General features: G+C 60.8%; 8 protein-coding genes. 5 read left to right on the plus strand and 3 right to left on the minus strand.

What is annotated here, in order from left to right; all coding sequences use genetic code 11:
• Positions 1-140: 140 nt before the first annotated feature.
• Genes JX001_RS12310 through JX001_RS12330 form a run of 5 tightly spaced genes read left to right on the plus strand, consistent with a single transcriptional unit; the run spans position 141 to position 6,281 of the window.
• Complete coding sequence (locus JX001_RS12310; protein WP_205681225.1) at positions 141-1,466, plus strand: metallophosphoesterase; 1,326 nt, start codon at positions 141-143, stop codon at positions 1,464-1,466.
• A gap of 1 nt (position 1,467) precedes the next feature.
• Entirely contained in the window at positions 1,468-2,514 is a 1,047-nt protein-coding gene (locus JX001_RS12315) for a GTPase-associated system all-helical protein GASH (protein WP_205681226.1), read from the plus strand.
• Entirely contained in the window at positions 2,511-3,443 is a 933-nt protein-coding gene (locus JX001_RS12320) for a TRAFAC clade GTPase domain-containing protein (RefSeq protein ID WP_205681227.1), read from the plus strand. The genes JX001_RS12315 and JX001_RS12320 overlap by 4 nt, the downstream gene beginning before the upstream one ends.
• A gap of 1 nt (position 3,444) precedes the next feature.
• On the plus strand, positions 3,445-4,299 hold the full coding sequence (locus tag JX001_RS12325; protein ID WP_205681228.1) for a TRAFAC clade GTPase domain-containing protein: 855 nt from the start codon (positions 3,445-3,447) through the stop codon (positions 4,297-4,299).
• On the plus strand, positions 4,281-6,281 hold the full coding sequence (locus JX001_RS12330) for a GAP1-N1 domain-containing protein (RefSeq protein WP_205681229.1): 2,001 nt from the start codon (positions 4,281-4,283) through the stop codon (positions 6,279-6,281). The genes JX001_RS12325 and JX001_RS12330 overlap by 19 nt, the downstream gene beginning before the upstream one ends.
• Positions 6,282-6,874: 593 nt before the next feature.
• On the opposite strand, the gene JX001_RS12335 is transcribed toward JX001_RS12330, so the two are convergent.
• The 3 genes from JX001_RS12335 to JX001_RS12345 all read right to left on the minus strand — a co-directional run bounded on the left by JX001_RS12335 (position 6,875) and on the right by JX001_RS12345 (position 14,891).
• Positions 6,875-7,666, minus strand: a complete 792-nt coding sequence (locus JX001_RS12335; protein ID WP_241004634.1) for an aspartyl protease family protein — start codon at positions 7,664-7,666, stop codon at positions 6,875-6,877.
• A 213-nt stretch (positions 7,667-7,879) separates the two neighbouring features.
• Positions 7,880-9,268 (minus strand): sensor histidine kinase, encoded by a 1,389-nt coding sequence (locus tag JX001_RS12340; protein ID WP_205681231.1) that lies wholly within the window; start codon positions 9,266-9,268, stop codon positions 7,880-7,882.
• A gap of 121 nt (positions 9,269-9,389) precedes the next feature.
• A complete protein-coding gene (locus JX001_RS12345) occupies positions 9,390-14,891 on the minus strand; it encodes a hypothetical protein (RefSeq protein WP_205681232.1) in 5,502 nt (1,833 codons plus the stop codon).
• Between the last annotated feature and the right edge of the window lie 5 nt (positions 14,892-14,896).

The raw sequence follows: 14,896 nt of genomic DNA on the forward strand, positions 1-14,896 counted from the left end.
CTCGTCCCGAGCGTGCACGTGTGTATTTCTGGTTGGGGGCGAGCGCCTTTGAGGGTCGTATGAGGCGAATGGCATTTCGCATCTGGACCACCTGATGCCGCTTTGGTCGATCGATCTGCGCTTGATGGCGCGGCGTCAGATTGCACAATGTTCTCAATGCGAAATATTCTGACGGTGCGGCATCCATGCTATTTCTCCATCTGTCTGACATCCACTTTCGGGCGTCAGAGGTCGCAACGGCGCAGGATCCAAACCGCAATCTTCGCAACGAGATCGTTCGTGACGCGAAAAAATTCTGCGAAGATTTGGGCAAGACCCCCGTTGGCATACTTATCTCGGGTGATATCGCTTTTGCTGGTCAGAGAAGTGAGTACGAGTTCGCGAAAGCTTGGCTGAAAGTCTTGGCAGAAGCTTGTGGAACAAACCTCAGCTCTGTGTTCGTTTGTCCCGGCAACCACGACGTCGATCGCAAGCTTGCCGGTCGCTACATGAATCAAGCTCTACACCAGCAGATCAAGAACGCAGACCCCATGGTGCTTCATCAGCTCATGGAGGGCTTACTCAGAGACGATCAGACGGGCCGCATTCTTTACGAGCCATTAGATGAATACAACTCTTTCGCAGGTCAGTTCTTTTGCGACATGAACGCCCCTGACCGGACTGTCGTTTCTCGGAATGATCTCCGCTTTTCTGACGGATCTCAGCTCAAGATTTGGGCAGTTAATACGGCTTGGGTTTCCAGCGAAGCCGACGACGAGAACCAGCTTTTCATCGATACCGCAGCTTTGCAGATTCCACGTGAAGCTGGGGTAGAGAACATCGTGATGTTCCACCATGCTAACCGATGGCTTCGCAACGGCCAGACATGGGATGACCACCTCCGAGCGGTCGCACGCATCCAGCTATGCGGTCATGAGCATCTGGCTCGGGTCGAGGAGTTTAAAAGCTGCGTTCGCCTTCGCGCGGGCGCGCTCCACCCAGAACGAACTGAACCCAATTGGCAACCTGGCTATAACTTGTTTGAGGTCGATGTTGAGGAAATAGACGGCCGCCGGGTGATGAATGTCGATGTTCATGTTAGGGTTTGGTCGCCTGCTACTGAAACTTTTCAAGCCCAGGCAAGCTCGGACGGAAACGTTTGGAAAAACTCTTTCGGGCTCGAAGCGTGGACACCACCTGTCACAGCCGGCCGCTCAGAAGAAACAGTCGAGGACGAAAGCGCTGAGAATGTTGATCAGGATGCCGCGACGATGAACGGGCGCGAGATCGGCATCGCGTTTTTCAGCTTGCCTTACAGCCGCAAGCTAGAGATCGCCGCACGTCTTAACTTGATGGACGAGTCAGATATCAACCAGCCGGATTACGAGCGTTTCCGACGTGTCTTCAAACGCGCGGCCGAGCGGAACCAAATGCCTGACCTTGAGGCGGCCATTGTCTTGGCCGGCGGAGCCGTAGCAAGGAACTGAAATGAATTTTGCGGATAAGTATGCTTTAGCAGGGCTGCAACCTGGCCCTGACATCATAGGTTTGCGCAAGAAATCTATCGAACGCGTACCGAAAGATTTGAAACACCCCCAAGTCCTCAACCTTTGCAGATATTATTTCGATCTGCCGAACGCAGATGTTCAGTGGCTGACTGACATTCTTGTCGAAGACGACGGAAGCTTCTCGTTGATCACCAATGCCCGCGAGATGAAGACGCTCGTGGCCTGCGTTCTGTCGGATCGGATAGAAGGTGGATACAACTTCACAACTCTCTCGGTTTTGGTTGCTTCCGCCATGGGTAAAAGGCAGCCGGTCGAAGCGGCATGGCTGTTGGAAATGGCAGCGCAAGCTGAAGTTAATCAGCAGGTCGCCACCCACCGGCCTCCTATCGCGCCGGACATTAAAAAATTGACCGCTAGCAAGCTTGCCGAGGAGATTGAAGCTCTGTCGGAGAACGAAGGCGATTACGTCGGCGTCATTGGAAAAGTCCGGGCTGAATCTATCAGCAATTCGACCGCTCTAATCACGCAATGCAACGCTGCTGTATCAGCCTTGGCTAAGCAAAATTCGCTTCTACAAGAACAAACTAACATATTGTGGTGGCTCTATGGTGCCAGCAGCAACTACCTTGATCGGCCGTTCGCCGATGTGCCTTTCCCTTCGAACTACCTTCTCTGTGGACTTGAACTCGCCGAGCTCTGCCTTAATCTTGGCCCAGTGGCTACTCCGGTCATGCTGGAGCGCATGGCTAAACTCTCCAAGAAGGGGCGAGGCACAGCCGCGCTATCGACGGCAGTCGAAGGGATCGACCAAGCTGCAATTGAGAAGATCCCACTTTCGCGTATCGGCGGCTTTGACGACCTCTTCGTCGTTCATTCTGCCCTAGAGAAGTATGCATCTGGCGGCCCCGGCATCTGGCAAGCCTTGGTCGCGAAAGAGACCGGTCTGGATGTTACAGCCGCCGTCGAGCCTCGCGACTTGGGCATCCAGGCATTTCGGGAATACCGTTTGGCGGTAGGCATCTCGTGACGGATGTCGATATCGATCCGTCGGACATCGACGCTTTCGATGATGACGTCTCTGTCCCGCCGACAGCTGAAGATGATTGGGAGCCATTGGCGTCAACGCGGCTTTTCGACGGAGTGGGTGCCGACGCCTTCCTGAGAAGAGCTCCAGCGACCATCGTGGCGATTGTCGGCGAGCGAGGCAGCGGCAAGACCACGCTAGTTAGTACTATATACGAGCGCTTCCTGAGAGAACCCTTTGGCGGGTACCTCTTTGCTCTCAGCCGAACCCTTACGGGGTTCGAGCAGCGCCTGTTCACATCACGTCTGGCGTCTGGCCGAGCAGTTCCCGCCACGCCAAGAACATCGGCCCAAGACCCACTCCACTTCTTTCATCTGGCTTTGGCCAGGGACAGTAACCCGAGCGTCCATTTCAACTTACTTCTGTCTGAGCGGGCTGGCGAACTATACCGTCTAGTGCGAGACAACCCGGCCAGAGCGTTGGATCTTCCCGAGATAACAAAGGCCGATCACATTGTGGTCGTGATCGATGGACGTAGGCTAATCGACCCCAAGTCGGCCGCTGAAGCTGCTGCCGAAACGCGCGGGCTGCTACGAGCTTTAGCAGATAGTGGGGCAGTACCAACCACCGCATGTGTTCAAGTTGTCGCTACAAAAATGGATCTCTTTGCTGGGCGTGGAAAGACTAAGTCTCGCGCTGCGTTGAAGGAGCTTCAGGATGCTTTAACGAAAGCGTTTGCAGCCCGCTTCGCAAGTTTCCAACACTTTGAAGTCACAGCACGAGACCCAAAGGCAAAAGTGTCAGTCGGCTCGGGCACTGAACGATTGCTGAACCTTTGGACTGCTGATCGCCCGCCGCCCGCTCGCCCGAAGCCTGATCTGCCCGTGCTGACGACCCAGTTTGATCGCCTCAGGCTTAAACCAGGAGCCTGATGTGGCTAACACAAGAACGGTAATTCTCGGACTTCCGGAGTCTGGAAAAACCACATTTCTCGCTGCACTTTGGCATCTGATGGAGTCTGAGGAAACGGACATTGGCTTGGTCGTTGATCGTGTCGAAGGTGATCAAAAATACCTGAATGATATCGCCGCCAAATGGCGCACATATCAGCCCGTCGGCCGTACGTCCCAGGTGGGTGATACGGATGTATCCATCCTTGTGCGTAACACTGCGACTAATGAAACGGGGGAACTAAGCTTCCCCGATCTAGCGGGCGAGGCGTTCGACCGCCAGATCGAAGACCGCCGCATCACGCCTAGCTACCTCACAAACTTTGATGGCGACGACGGCGTCCTATTGTTCATTAAGGTTGACCGCGTGGACGAAGAAATGTCCATCGCAGAAATGAATGAGCTGGTGGGCGCACCGGCCGAAGGCGGGGCTGACAAGGACGCGTCGGTCGACCCTGACGAAGTCGAATGGGGACCCAAGCTGATTTTGAACCAAGCCCGGATCGTTCAGATTCTTACCGACCTCCTTGATCGGCCATTCGCCGTACGGCCTCGGCGTTTGGCAGTTATTTTGTCTGCTTGGGATGTTCTTCTTAACCCGCCGGCTCCCGAAGACTGGCTTGCGAGCAATATGCCGCTGGTGCATCAGTTTTTGACATGCAACCGATCAATGTTTGAGACGCAGGTCTACGGAGTTTCTGCTCAGGGCTTAGATCTGGAAAAAGGTGACGTTTCTAAAATGCCCCACCTCACTGCGAGCAAGCGCATTACTATGGTTGGGAATGGCGCTAGAATCCATGACCTCACAGCACCTTTGACTTGGCTGATGACGGGCTGATCGTGGGTCTAAAAGCAGTTCATCAGGCGCTCTTCGGTTATGAGGATGGGCACCGGCTACTTGCGAGTTCGCTTCGCTTGTCGCCAACATTGACGTCCAGTCTCACAGTCGCGAGCGATTTGGCTCCGGATGTACGCTTCCACGGAACTGACGGGTATTGGACAGGCTTCCCGCTGCCCGAACTCAAAATGTACGCCTTAATGCGAACCTGGCCCGCGCCAGAGATGCCACGCCCCGGTTGCGTCTGGACCCATGTTTTATTCGTGGACATCGAGATTTTGGGAACGACGCGGGAACTCGGCGCTTTCACGCATCTCGTGCAACGTCCTCAAGCGGATTGGACGAAAGCTCGCTATAGCAATGCCTTGCCATTCAACGCTGAAGAACACGGGCTCGCTCGTATACCAACTGCTTATAAGAGGGCTGATGAAATTCTGAGTGTCATCTATCATCCGGGAAGGCCTCGCTCTATCGAAGCATCGCCGGGCGAGTTGGATGAACTGATATTTGCGTTGTGGTCGCAGCAATGGCCTAGGCTACGCCGGAACTTCCGATTCCAGACTGCGGTAGTTGGCCATGACAGTCCGACCCGGCAATCGATGTTCGATCTTAGATTGATTTCGACAACTGCGCTGCCTGAGGGGCCAAACATACTTGTTGATGCGATCGAGCCACGCTGGGTTGGCGCAGCTGCGGAAGACATCGTTACTGGACCGACTGGTCTATTCAGGGCGTTTCTGCGCCGATACGGAGATGACGTTAGGCGGCCTCGCTCATCCTTTGCTCCCCTCGCGACCGTTTTCACCTCCCGCGGCGAAAGACTAAATGGTCAAGGTGCCTACGGCGTTCTCGAACTTGTAGCTGAGTCGTTCCCAGAGCCGTCAGACGCCGTCACGCTCAAAACGGATCTGATTTCTGGCGATGATCCTGAACTTTCTGCGGACCTGATCAGCCTGCTCAGCTTCTTGGTGTCTTCCGATAATGGCGGGAGTTTTCCCCCAATTCCAAACCGGGCATTCCATAAGCTGAAGTCATATTGGCCGAAGCGGAAGGCCGAATTGCTTGATTTGGCGCAGGCGGCTCTTCACAGCAATCACGAGATTGCACCATCGGTTGTCGATGCCGTCGTTTCGGCGATACCCAAAGACACGGTGTGGGTGGCCACAACTGACTGCCCGCCGCTGCGAGAGGCAATCGTTCGTCGAAATCCGCAGGTGCTTGTCAGCGCGCCTGAGGATCGGCTGGACAATGACGCGATGTTCGAGCTGCTGGAGCATGTTCCGAGCGATGCAGATTATCTGACGGATCTGTTTATGTCGCTGGTGCGTCGAGACGATCAAAGGCTGGTGGACTGGGCTTTTCAACGCGACCCGAGTGGCGTGATTGACGTCATCTTCGGCTATGTTTCGGCAAACTACCCGATTCCTCAGATCTGGCACCGATTGCTTGCTAGTCGCCCAGCCGAAATTCTCAGGTTGGATCGCCTCTCTGCGATTGAAACCGAGTCCGGTTTGCTGAACGTTGCGAGTATGGTCGGATGGGAATCTGACGAGATGGTAGTTGCTGGTCCTAGTGTTTGGATTGCCCCATTGAAAACAGCCCGACAAGATCTTTCAGACGATGATCGGGTGTGGTTGCAAAGCGGTCTGTTGGTCTTAGCACTTAGATCCGGCTCGGATCCTAGTGCTCCTGACCTTCTTGAATTGGTATTCGATCCTGTTTTTCGTAGAGCCGACAAGAGCTACCTTCCCTATCGCGTACGTGAGCTGTTAGACCGGTGGTTGCCGCGTGCACCGTACTTCAACAGCGATCTGGCAAATAGACTGGTGCTTGGGATCGCCTACGCGATTCGATACGGTGGATTACCCCCTTCCGCCTACTATCAAGTCACCTCAGACAAGAACGCTGCAAAGGGCGTTCGCAAAGCGCTCGATGTCGATACGACCGGCCGGAAAATTCTTCGGTCGATCGGTTTGAAGTGATCGACCGAATTTGGAAACGGCTAGATAGTGCCGTTTTGACCTTTTCGCCGACAGAGAATGGCTGGCCCCACAACGCTAGGATATTGTCCGATTTTTCCATTCCTGCATCCGTCAAGGCAGTTGAACCAAGTGTGAAGACCGCCCTCGATGCAATAGCAGTGCGCAGCTCAGTGGCACCGCACATGATACCATTCCTTGACATCCAATTGGTTTAGTTTACTCGATAAATCAATACCTTAACCTACGTCTAGGCATGAGCATCTCCTCCCACCCTCTCCGCCATTCCGTCGGGAATAGCCTAAACTCAAAAGATCCAAGCCTCAGACGCTCGCTGATTCTGATCTTCTGGCATGCATAATTGCTCAGCGCGCTGGCGTGGTCGCCGTGCTCTAAGGCAATCCCCTGCACCCGCTGACGGGGCCGCCGCCGATCGACAGGTTTTCTTAAATGGCGCCGTCAGTTGTGACGACATTCAGCCGTGCGCACGCCGCCCCGATGTTGAGGTCGAAGAGCACAACCGACGAAGACTCTCGCTCAGAACAACGCCACGCCCTCTTCCCCACGGCACAAGAGCGAGAGCCATGGTGTCGGCGCTATTTCGGTATCCGAACCTGAAGCTCCGCCTTGGGAAAATCCAGGGCGAAGGCATCGAGGTTATTCAACAGGTCCGACCCGAGGATCAGCTCTGGCGTTTGCCCCCCCCTGGCGTCAGGGGCTTCGTCAGCAACGAAGATCAACGGCACGTTCTGGAAGTTGACCGGCCCCAAACGGATGCGGTTCACAGTTCCCTCTAGGACCGCCGTCCCATGGTCGGTCGCACCGCGGATCTCGCCTGCTGGCGCAAGGCGCGAATCGGTCTCCGTCCAGCCGAGGGCCTTCAAGGCCCCTCCAGACGCCACGGAAACGGATGCGCCGGTATCGATCAAAGCGTTGAAGGTTACGCCGTCGATGTCGACCGGCACCTCAAGCAGGCCGCTGTCGTTGAGGTGGCCGGCGACGGAGACAAAGCCCGTCTTCGGGATACCGGAGGGTTCGATCGAAAGACGCTTTGCAGCGTTGTCGAAGACGACACGATCCTGGGTGAAAACCTCCATGCCGACGATGCCGCGCGCGTCGGTGACCGTCGCGTTCGGCAAGGCGATCATGCCGACGGCCGTCCTATCAAACAGGGCTGTCTTGAAATGATCGACGCCATAAAGCGCAGCCTGCTGCTGGCCAGCGACCCCGCCGACACCCATCTCCCCAATCGCCGGCAACCCAAGCTCGTCGACCAGCGCCGGCGTCAGAAGGCTGGTCTGCGCGGCGGTATCGACGACCATACGGAAGGGTCCCTTCCCATTGATCTCAGCCTCGATCGTCGGTCGGCCACGGCTGTCGCGGGTCAAGGCCGACTCCTTGGAAGCGAGCATTGGCGCCTCGGCTGTCGCGGCTTGGTGCTGTGGCTGCTTAGCGGCGGGCTGGGGCGCGTTGATGGCCAGGCCGGCGATCAGGATCAGAGCGTGCATGTCAGTCTCCAGGACAGATCGCTCGATCTGTACTCGATCAAGCTGATCGGAAACTGGCGCCGTCTCATTTCGCCAGACCTGGTCTGGCTGTCGTCATGGCCGCGAGGACGCGTCGGGATCAAAGCGCAGCGCCACTTCGGCGCCCCCGCCCGGAGCCTCTCCGATCTCCACCGCGCCCTCGTGCCGATCGACCACAGCTTTCACGATCGCAAGCCCCAGCCCATAACCGCTACGTCCCGTCGAAAAGCGGGTGAACGGCTCGAACAGCGATTTCATTTGTTCGGCGGGAATACCGGGCCCCTGGTCGCGCACCCTGACCCAGCCATCCTTGTCCAGCCGCACCACGACGCGCTGTCCCTCAGCCGAAAACGACAGGGCGTTGTCGATCACATTGCCGACTGCGGTCTCGACCAGGCCCGGATCGGCCCAGAGGGTGTAGCGCGTCACTTCGCGTTCGAAGACGAGATCGAGACCGCGACGGGCCGCGACGACTTCGCGCTCGCCGACGGCCCTCCCCGTCAGCGTGACCAGATCGGATTCCTTCAGCGGTTCCGGCGCCTCGCCGATCGTCATCAGCTTGAGCAACTGGTTCGCCAAGTCGGTCAGACGACGAACGTCGGAGATCAGCTTCTCCTTCAGCCGTCCGTCGTCCATGATTTCGAGACGGGTGCGCAGCACTGTGAGAGGGGTGCGCATCTCGTGGGCGGCGGCCGACAGGAAGAAGCGCTGTCGACGCTGGGCCTCGTCGACGCGCACGATCATCTGGTTGAGCGCCGATACAAGGGGCGCGACCTCCAGGGGGAGGCCTTTCTCCGGGAAGAGGTCGCTCAGATTGTCGGGATCGAGATCGCGCGCCATGCCGGCGACCCTGCGAATGCGCAGAACGTTCGCCAGGAGGATGATTGCGAAAACGACGAACGCCGCCCCGACGGTGAAGAGGAAGATGCCCCCGTAACTCCAGATGAATTTGCTGTAGAGCCGAACCGATCCGCTGGCCGCCGTGGTCGTCGCATGTTCGATCCCAGCGTACTCGTAGTAGCTCGCCTGACCTCCACATTCCGAATAGGCGAGAAAGCTGCGTCCCGGTCCGCCAGGGTCGTCGTTCGTGCTGGTCAGGCACAGGCCTGAATAGGCCTTCGTCAAATCCTGCTTTTGCAGCCTGTCGAACGCCAGGCTGATGAAGAAGGGCGTCCCTTCACCCGAGCGAAACTCACGCCCACGGACCTTTATGAAATACCGAAACTGCGGATTGTGCGCCTTGATGTCGCGCAAGACAGGATCAGCGGCGAGGTCGCCGCCTGCGCCCGGGCGCTCGCGTTCGGCGAAGGCGAACCGGCTGAGGATCTGAGAGGCGTTAGATGCCGTGATCTGCACGGGATCGGCGACGCCGGAGGGTTCGACGGACAGCAGGGGGCGCAGCGTGAAGAAGTAGACGCCAAACCCCACGAACAGAATGGTGATGAGCGCCAGTTGCCCGAACATGGACCGGTGCAGACTTCGTAACGCCAGACCCAACCCGTCCTCCTCGCCCTTGAGCGCTCATGCCTCATGCTAGCCGATGCCCGCGAGGGTCAAAACAGCACGCTTACAGGGGGCGTCGGCCTCAGTCGGCCGCGAGACCCTCGAAGCGATTTCCGGCGGAGCTGGCGGCCTGCCGCTTGACCAACTGCGCGAGGTCCCTTCGAATCCGTTCAGCAGCCGGCCTGTCTGAGAATGTCGCCAACGCCTCTGCGAAGGCGTCAGAATCCAGCGGCGGGTCACCTGGATCGACGGAGTCGCGATCGGCGGGATACAGACTTTGCAGCAGCGCAGCCTGCATCAGTTCTGCGGAGATGGCATTCTCACCGGCGCGTCCATAGGCGCGTGCCGCCGCCAATCTCAGGCCAGCGGATGGCGTCGACACGAAACGCAACTGTCGGGTCAACCCCGCCAGGCGCTCTTCATTCAGCGCCACCGGAGCATTCCGTTCGAGCGCCAGGAAGAGCGCCAGATCATTGACGCCGATCGGCGGTCCCCACAGTCGGCCGGTAAGCGCGTCAAGCCGCGCCTGTCCCGCGCCCTGGCTCCAAAGACCGTCGGCAACTCTGTTATAGAGCCGCATCTGCCGCGCCTGCATGGCTCCCGACAGGCTCGAAAGCTCAGCTTCGACCTCTGCCGTAACGGCGGAATCGTCGGTCAAGGCCGCCAGAACAGGCGCGGCATAACCGGCGGCGGTCGGGTCCGCCAGACTGTCGATCAAGGCCTGACGATCGGCCGTGTCGCCCTCCTCGCGTCCGCGTGGCGACGTGGAGCGCCATAGGCCGCGAAGAGCGTCGGCTCTCGCCGCACCCTGCATCTGCGGCTCAACCAGTCGATCAAGCGGCCGAGCGGCCGCCGTGACCGTCCGCTTCGGCTCTTGACCAGCCAGGGCGGCGACAGCTGGCGCTTGCGGAAAACGTTGCCTATAGGCGGCCCAGACCGGCTCGAAGGCGCTCAGCAGATCGACTTCGCCGCGGCGCGGAGCTGCAGCTCGGGTGACGAGTTGACCGATCCATTCGGGATCATCCAGATCGACGCTCGACGCTTGCGCCACGCGCGCCGCGTCGGCGGGATTGTCTGTCAGACGGTAGGCTAAGCCCAGCAAGGTGGCGAGCACCTGATCCTCGGATCGGCTCGCGGCGTACGGGGCTGCGCTCGCGACAAAGGCGGGGAAATCGCCGGCCTTGGCCTGGATCAGAAGCAGGCCCGCAACATAGGCGCCGTTCTCCGGCTCGACGGAGACCAGTTTGGCGTAGGCGGCGGCGACCTTGGGATTGACCGGCGTCTTCGCAGCTTCGCCTCGCAAGAAGCGTCTTTGGAAGCGAGCCGTCTCGTCACGACTTAGCCGGGGCGCCGATAGGAAGGCGTCAAATACCGCCTGACGCTCGACCTCGAACTTCTGCGTCAGTAGTCCCGCGAGACTTAATGGCGGCGTTTCCATCGCCTCTTGCAGAGCGGTCAAGGCTTCGAACGCCCGGGCGCGATCACCAGCAAACCAAGCTGTCAGAACCTCTGGCAGACGCTCGCTGTCGGCGTAGCGCGCCGCGACGACCCGCGCGCCCGCTATCAAAACCTCCTGGTTGGCGGGCGGCGCATCCAACCGCAAAAGCAACTCGACAAAGCCGGCGCCGGTGTCAGCCGCCGACCGTTCAGCGCTGATGTCCCGGATCAAGACGGCTTGCAGCCGAGCCCTTTGCGCCGGGGTGATAGAGGCGTCGAGCAGATAGCCGGCGATGGCCTTCTGCAGCCCCGAGGCCGCACCCGTCTGCTCAAGACGCTCAACGAGCGCATCGTAGAGATCAATGAGCCGATCCGGCTCGAACCGTTGCGTCATCACCTGCAGGGGCGTCGGCCCGCCGTCCCGCCGGCCCGCCGCCCCCGCCACGGGAAGCGGATCATTACCGCGCGAAACCAGCAGTTGGATGAGGACGTCATCCGAAAGCAGGCGACGACCTGCGGCGGCCTCCAGCTTGGCGAACCTGGCGGGATCGATGCGATAGACGTCGTAAAGAGCCAGATCGTTGAACGATGTCTGCGCCAACGGCGCCAGAATGTCCTCGCGCACGATCTCTGGACGGTCGACATCGGCCGCCTTCAGCAGAAGCGAGACCAACATGGGCGGCTGGCCTTCGATCACGCCCTTTTCACGTTGGGCTCGCCAGGGCGTGTCCGCCGCGATCGCTTGGTCGGTGAGGGCGCGAATACGGACGCGGTCCCGGGCTTCGAAGGCCAGGGCCAGACCCAGATCGAAATCGCCGTTCGCCTCTGACTGGCGCCGCAAATCTGCGATGGGCCAGTCGGTTCCCCCCGCTGTAGACGCCTGAGTCGCCGGAGCCGGCAGATCGGCCAACGCGCTCCGTGTATCAGGATCGTTCGCAAAGGGGGCAAGGAGCGATGTCTGCAGTTCGCCCAGATCGGCCTCGCCTAGGAAGGTGCCCAACCGCTGGTTGATGCTGACGATCAGCGCGAGCCTGGGATAATCGGCCAGCTTGGCCGCCCCGCCCGATGCGGCCGATTGCGGCTGCAGCGCTGCAGAGGACGCGGTCCGGCGCCAGGCGGCCAAACGCTCTGGGGTCTCATCGGCAGGCCACGTCAACAGCGCGCCCTCGATCAGCGTCGGCGCGTACTGAGCGGCGTCGAGCGCCTTCAGTGCGTCGCTGGCGCTTTGCGTCGGCTGCCGCTGCACCAGGGTGTTTAGACCGCGCCAATAGAGGGCGCCGGCTTCCGATTTCTGGCCCGACTGTTCCAGCAGGACAGCGGTGCGGGCGATCAGATCGAGATTGTCCTGATCCTGCAAAAGCGCCACGCGGTAGCTGGCCAGCGCCTCGCGTGTCATTCCAGCCTCGGCATAGGCTTCGCCTCGCAAGTCGTCCACGTTCACCAGTCCGCCGATGTCGCCCATCAACGCAAAAGCCCGCTCGGCGCCGGCGATATCGCCTTCCTTCAGGAAGGTCTCCGCGAGGTCGGCGTAAACCTCCGGCGGATAGGGTTTGCGCATCGCCACAAGGCGGCGGCCGTAGACCGCCTTGCGCGCCGGGTCGCCTGCCGTCGTTTCACTGTCGGACGTCAGACTGATCAGTTGACGCAGGACCGCCGGCTTCTGATCGCCCGCGACCGCCAGCGAGGACTGGAGGGCGCGCAACTGAAGTTCAGGATCGCCGCGCCCTTGGCCGATATCACCGACCAGCGATGATAGCCGGACATCATCTCCGTCCTGCAACATACGCTCCAGCGCTGCACGCTTCGCCCACCCCAGGCGGGCTTGCGTTAGATCGGCCGGGACCGGGTCGCTGTCTGCGTCGCCGGCGGCTAGCACGTCCAGGAGGCCGTTCAAGGCGGCCATGAACGCGGCGGCGCCTGGGGCCGCCTCCGCTTTGAACTGAAGCAGACTGGCGGCATGCGCCGCCTGTCCTTCCGTCTTCATCGCAGAGGTGTATTCCAGCAGCGCGTCGACGTCTCCCGGGGCAAGCGCGAGAGCGCGTCTGTGTTCCGCCAGCGCCTCGGCGCGTCGGTATCCCGATGTATAAATCGACGCGGCGAACCGCGCGGCCTCGACATCGTCGAGTTGGCCGGCGGCGCGCATCCGCGTCATCAGTTCATCCACGCGACGATTGCGATCCGCCTCGCTCTCGGCGGGGTCCGGGAAACGCAGCAGATTGATGATCAGCCGGCGCAGGTAGGCGTCCGCGTTGGCGGGATCGACGTCGGCCAAGCGGGCCAGGCTTGCGTTGAGACCGGCGTAGTTCCTGAGTCGCGCCTGAACCGCCGCCAATTGCTCCAGGGTCCGAACTTCTCCTGACCGCGAACGCTCAGCATAGCGGCGAACCGCGCGCTCAGCCCCCGCGCCGTCCTGCTGCGCGATGCGGATTTCCACCAGCAGGCTCACCTCGCCCTGATCCGCAGCGCCCGAGGTGATCCGCCCTTCGAGTTCGGCGGCGATCGTCTCCAACTGACCCGTTTGCCGGGCGGCGCGAATGATCTGTCGTTGCAGAAAGACCTTGCGCGCGGGCAGCTGGGTGCGGGCCCACAGCACCCGCCAACGTCTCAACGCTTCCGCAGGCTGGCCGGCAGCGAAGGCCAGGTCCGCGATATGGGCCTGTTGATCGTCGTCCAGCGCGCCGCCTCGCGACTCCGCGCCCAGCAGGGTTTCGAGCGCCAGGTCCTGGCGACCCAGGCGCTCGTAATCTTCAGCCACGGCGACAAGGAGGGCCGTATCGTGCGGCGCGGCCGCCGCAAGAGCACGAAGGCCCGCCTCGGCCTCAGCCTCGCGGCCCTGATCTATGGCGGTCTCGACCTCGAAGCGACGGATCGCGGCGGTCACCGCCGGCGACGAGCCGGCGTCACCCAGGATACGGGTCGCCTGCTCCCCCATCCCCATGGCGATCATCTTTCGCGCCGTCTCGATCTGCACATCAGCGTCGGCGCGATTGGCGACAGCGAGGCCGCGATAGACCTCAACCGCCTCGTCCGCCTTGCCCTGTTCCAGATAAAGGGCGGCCAAACCATCCGCCCAACGGGGGTCGGCGGGCTGAGCCGCAATCAGGCGGCGATATTCGGCCTCGACTTCCGCTGTGCGACCCGCCGTCTTCAGCACACTGAGCAACCGCTCGCGCAGCGCGCCGTTCCCGCTCTGCCGAACCAGGGCGACTGCATCGTCGTAGCGTCGCAGCTCCAAAAGCACATCGAGGCGAGCCTGATCCACTTCCGCCCCACGCGGTTTCTGCGCCAGAAACACCTCGGCGCCCGCGAGCTGATTCGCTGTCCGATAGGCTTCCACTAAGAGGGCCAGGGCGTAGAGCCGATCTTCGGTGGTCACGGCGGCCTCGGCAGCACGCCAGGCCGAGGCGGCGGCCGCATCCGGCGTCCCTTGGCTGATGGCCCAATCCGCCAGGCGCACCCCATCGCTGTACCGCGCGCTGGCTTCCGTCCGTGGGCGATAGAGCGCCGCAGCATCGCCGGGTCGCCCAAGCAGCCCGAGAACCGCCGCCGCCCGGTTCGCCATGACCCCGTCACCCGAGCCCGCAAGCTGAGACAGGGCATCCGGCTTACGTCCGGTCACCCCGATGATCGCCAGGCGACGGTCGAGCAAGGCGCGCTCTTGCGCGTCCTCAGATTGCGCCCGCGCCCGTTCATACCAGACCGAAGCCGCCCCGGCCTGGTTCTGAATGTCCAGCAACCGACCTCGCAGGAGCAGCGCGTCCGTAGCCTGACAGTGATCGAGCGCATCGGAGACGGTGTCGGTCGCGGCATCGACATCGCCGTCACGCCATTCCAGCACCGCTTTCAAAACGCCGACCCGACAGGCGCGCTCCGGATCGGCGCCGACCGACAGCTCGTCCAATCGTCCATAGACGGCGCTCAATTCGTTCGCGAGCACGGCGCGGGCGTACAGGCGATCCGCCGCGGCGAAGTCGAGCCGCGCGCCGGACAGGGCGCTGTCGATCATCGCGCGTGAACCGACGCCGTTCGGGGTCGGCGGCGTCGAAATCTCGCCGCCCGGCGCCGTTTGCGCCATTGCCGACGCGACGCCCGCGCCGGCCAGACTCAGGCCGAGCGCGAGAAACAGGGAGCGTGATCGCAGGGTCATGATCT

It is taken from the genome of Brevundimonas fontaquae (genome assembly GCF_017086445.1).
Taxonomy (GTDB): Bacteria; Pseudomonadota; Alphaproteobacteria; order Caulobacterales; family Caulobacteraceae; genus Brevundimonas; species Brevundimonas fontaquae.

What these genes read in the sequence shown, in the direction of transcription:
- JX001_RS12315 (WP_205681226.1), top strand. Translation starts at nt 1,468, where the DNA reads ATGAATTTTGCGGATAAGTATGCTTTAGCAGGGCTGCAACCTGGCCCT.
- JX001_RS12340 (WP_205681231.1), bottom strand. Translation starts at nt 9,268, where the DNA reads ATGTTCGGGCAACTGGCGCTCATCACCATTCTGTTCGTGGGGTTTGGC.
- JX001_RS12345 (WP_205681232.1), bottom strand. Translation starts at nt 14,891, where the DNA reads ATGACCCTGCGATCACGCTCCCTGTTTCTCGCGCTCGGCCTGAGTCTG.